The organism is Mesorhizobium sp. M7A.F.Ca.ET.027.03.2.1, from assembly GCF_003999175.1.
Taxonomy (GTDB): domain Bacteria; phylum Pseudomonadota; class Alphaproteobacteria; order Rhizobiales; family Rhizobiaceae; genus Mesorhizobium.
Genome location: NZ_RZOM01000803.1, coordinates 1 through 2,907 on the forward strand (window position 1 = coordinate 1; position 2,907 = coordinate 2,907).

General features: G+C 61.2%; 3 protein-coding genes. All 3 read right to left on the minus strand.

The window, feature by feature from the left end; translation table 11 throughout:
• The coding region (locus tag EN750_RS27125; protein WP_145967946.1) for an ABC transporter permease at positions 1-323 on the minus strand (323 nt) is incomplete at its 3' end.
• Between the two features lie 73 nt (positions 324-396).
• Positions 397-1,929, minus strand: coding sequence for an ABC transporter substrate-binding protein (locus EN750_RS27130; protein WP_189526481.1), 1,533 nt, complete (start codon positions 1,927-1,929; stop codon positions 397-399).
• A 74-nt stretch (positions 1,930-2,003) separates the two neighbouring features.
• Positions 2,004-2,907 (minus strand): amidase (locus EN750_RS27135; protein ID WP_145967947.1); only part of this gene is annotated, 904 nt, incomplete at its 5' end.

The following is a 2,907-nucleotide window of genomic DNA, read 5'->3' on the forward strand; positions in this document are numbered from 1 at the left end:
AGGCCATAGAGGATCAAGAAAACCGTTGGCGCGATCCGTGCCGCGATGACGCCGCTGACGGGACCCCGGAAGGCGATCGACTGACCGAAATCGCCGCGCAGGCAATTCAGCACGTAATAGAAATACTGCACGGGGATGGGCTGATCGAGACCGTATCGCGCCCGCACGAATTCGATCGCCTCCTGACTGGCCTTGGGGCCAAGCATGAGGCGAACCGGATCGCCGGGTGTCATTTGCAGCAGCAGGAAGGTGATCACACTGATACCCAGCAGCACGGGGATCAACTGTATCGGCCGCCTGAGCACGAAGGAGAATCGATTCATGGTCGGGATCCTGGTGTCAAATCGATGCGAGACGGGGACGAAGATCTCGTCCCCGTCTCGCATCCTGTGCCGATCAATCCAGGCTGGTCCCGCCGATGGACGAGAATTGCAGGCCGACGTTCAGGACCAACCCTCTCACGCTCGGAGCATAGGCGTTGAGCCACGTCGGGTGATAGAGCGCCACCTGCGCCACCTCGTCCACCACGGTCTTCTGGATCTGGGCATAGAGCTCGGCCCGTTTGGCATTGTCCGCCTCGCCCGAGGCTTCATCGATCAGTTTGTCGACCGTTTCGTTGTTGTAGCGGGTGTAGTAGGACTTGTTGTCGCCCGCGCCCCAGACGCACCAGCGCAATGCGTTGTCGGGATCTCGCGTCTCGTTGTACCACCAGTTCATTTCCGCCTGGTACTCGCCATCGGCGAGACGGGTCCATGCCTGGGTTGAATCGATCTTGGCAATGTTGACGGTGATGCCGACTTCCACCAACTGCGCCTGGATCAGCACCGCCGCCTTTTCCTCGTCGGCACTTCCGGCATTCTGAATGAGTTCGAAACTGGCTCCGGTCTTGCCGGATTCAGCCAGCAGGGCCTTGGCCTTTTCGACGTCTCGGGCAATGACTGGCAGCGATTTGTCGAAGAAATCGAGTGTCGGGCTCATGATGGAACTGGCCGGCGTGCCGAGACCCAGCGTCACCGCGGCATTGATGGCGGTGCGGTCGATGCCGTAGCTGACGGCCTGGCGGAATTTGAGGTCGTTGAAGGGTTCTGCCGAATGGTTGATCAGCATGTCATAAGTGGTGCTCGAAGGTTCAGGGTCGACGCGGAAGCCGGCGGCCTTCAACTCGGCCATACGCGGGGCCGGAACTCCCAGGCAGACGTCGAGTTCGCCCGCCTGCAACATCGAGACCCTGGTGTTGTCATCCGGGACATAGCGGAATTCGACGCCGTCGATCTTGGGCTCGCCTTGGCGGTAATAGTGCTCGTTGCGGCCAAGGACCACGCGGTCTCCCGGCTTCAATTCGACGAATTTGAACGGCCCTGATGTGACCGGCGCCTTGGCGAAAGCGTCGTCGCCCATTTTCTCGACCGCTGCCTTCGGCACAATGCCGGTATTCCAGATTTCGGTCAGCGTCAGGAAGGGCGTGAATTTGCGATCGAGCGTCATCACCACTGTCCTGGCGTCCTTTGCCTCGATCTTGGTCAGTGGCTGGAACGGCGCCGCATAGGCGGAATCCTTCTGGAAGCGCATGCGGTTCCAGCTGAACGCCACGTCCTCGGCCGTGATCGGCGACCCATCGGAAAATTTGGCCTCGCGCAGGTGGAAGGTATAGGTCTTGCCGTCATCCGCGATGTCCCAGCTCTCGGCAAGGCCTGGGCCGACTTCGGTGCGATCGGCATTGGCATGCAGCAGGCGTGCATACATCATGCCCTGGATAAGGATATCGGCTCCATAAGTGGTTTTGATCGGGTCCAGGGTGAGAACCTCGGCCCCATAGGCCATACGCAGTATCTTGCTGCCGTCAGCGCTGGCTCGAAGCAATGTGGCCGGCAATGTCGCGACGCTGAAGCCGGCAAACGCCGCACTTTTGAGGAATACTCTGCGGTCCATGACAAACTCCCATTTTCGTTGATGATGTTCCCGGGGCGGTTCCATGCTTGTTGGTTCAAGCAGTCGTTGATGGTTCAAGCAGTCCTGGTGATGTGGGTAGGTGGTTTGCGCTGGTGCCAGGCGTAGTCGGCCTCAAGCACCGCACCCAACCGCAGCAGCAGATCGTCGCGTCCGAACGCGGCGACAAACTGCACTCCGATCGGCAGGCCGTTTTGCGTCCAGCCGAGCGGCAGGGATATCGCCGGCGATCCGGTGCCGTTGAAGAGCGCGCTGAACGTCTCCTTCGGCGCCAGATCGGCGAACACCGTGTCGATGTCGCGGCCAGGACGATCCGGGTCGTACGTGCCGAGCAACTCCGGCGAGATCGCGCAAGTCGGCGTCACCAGAACGTCATGGACGGCCAGGAATTCGCCAACCGTCCGCGTGATCCGGTCATACACCGCGAGAGCCGCGATCAGGCTTGCCGCATCGAGCGTTCGGCCATGGCGGTAGACGGCAAGTGTCGTCTGCTGCAGGCTGGCTTCATCGATCGGCCGCCGCAGCAGGCCCGCCAACTCGTCGAGCGACTGCGCCGTAGAAGCTGCCCAGATCACTTTCTGTGCCGCCAGATAGCGCTCATAATCGAACACAGGCCCGGCTTCGACGACCTTGTGGCCCAGTTGCTCCAGCCTCTTGCCCACTTCGAGAACTGCCGTCTTCACCTCGGCGTCGAGCGGATAGCCGGACCAGGACGTTGTGCACAGGGCAATGCGCAAAGCCTTGGGTGGCGTCTTGATCGCCTGGGCATAGCTGGTGGTCGGAGGGACGATCTCATAGCTGTCGCCGGGAAGCGCACCAGACCCCAGATCAAGCAAAGCCGCCGTGTCGCGGATCGAGCGTGTCAGCATGAATGAAATGGCGAGACCCAGCATTGGCGCATTCGATTCCGGCGCGCCGCTGATCCGGCCACGGGACGGCTTCAGGCCGACGACCCCGCAA

Coding starts and splice junctions, on each gene's coding strand:
- EN750_RS27130 (WP_189526481.1), bottom strand. CDS start 1,929: ATGGACCGCAGAGTATTCCTCAAAAGTGCGGCGTTTGCCGGCTTCAGC.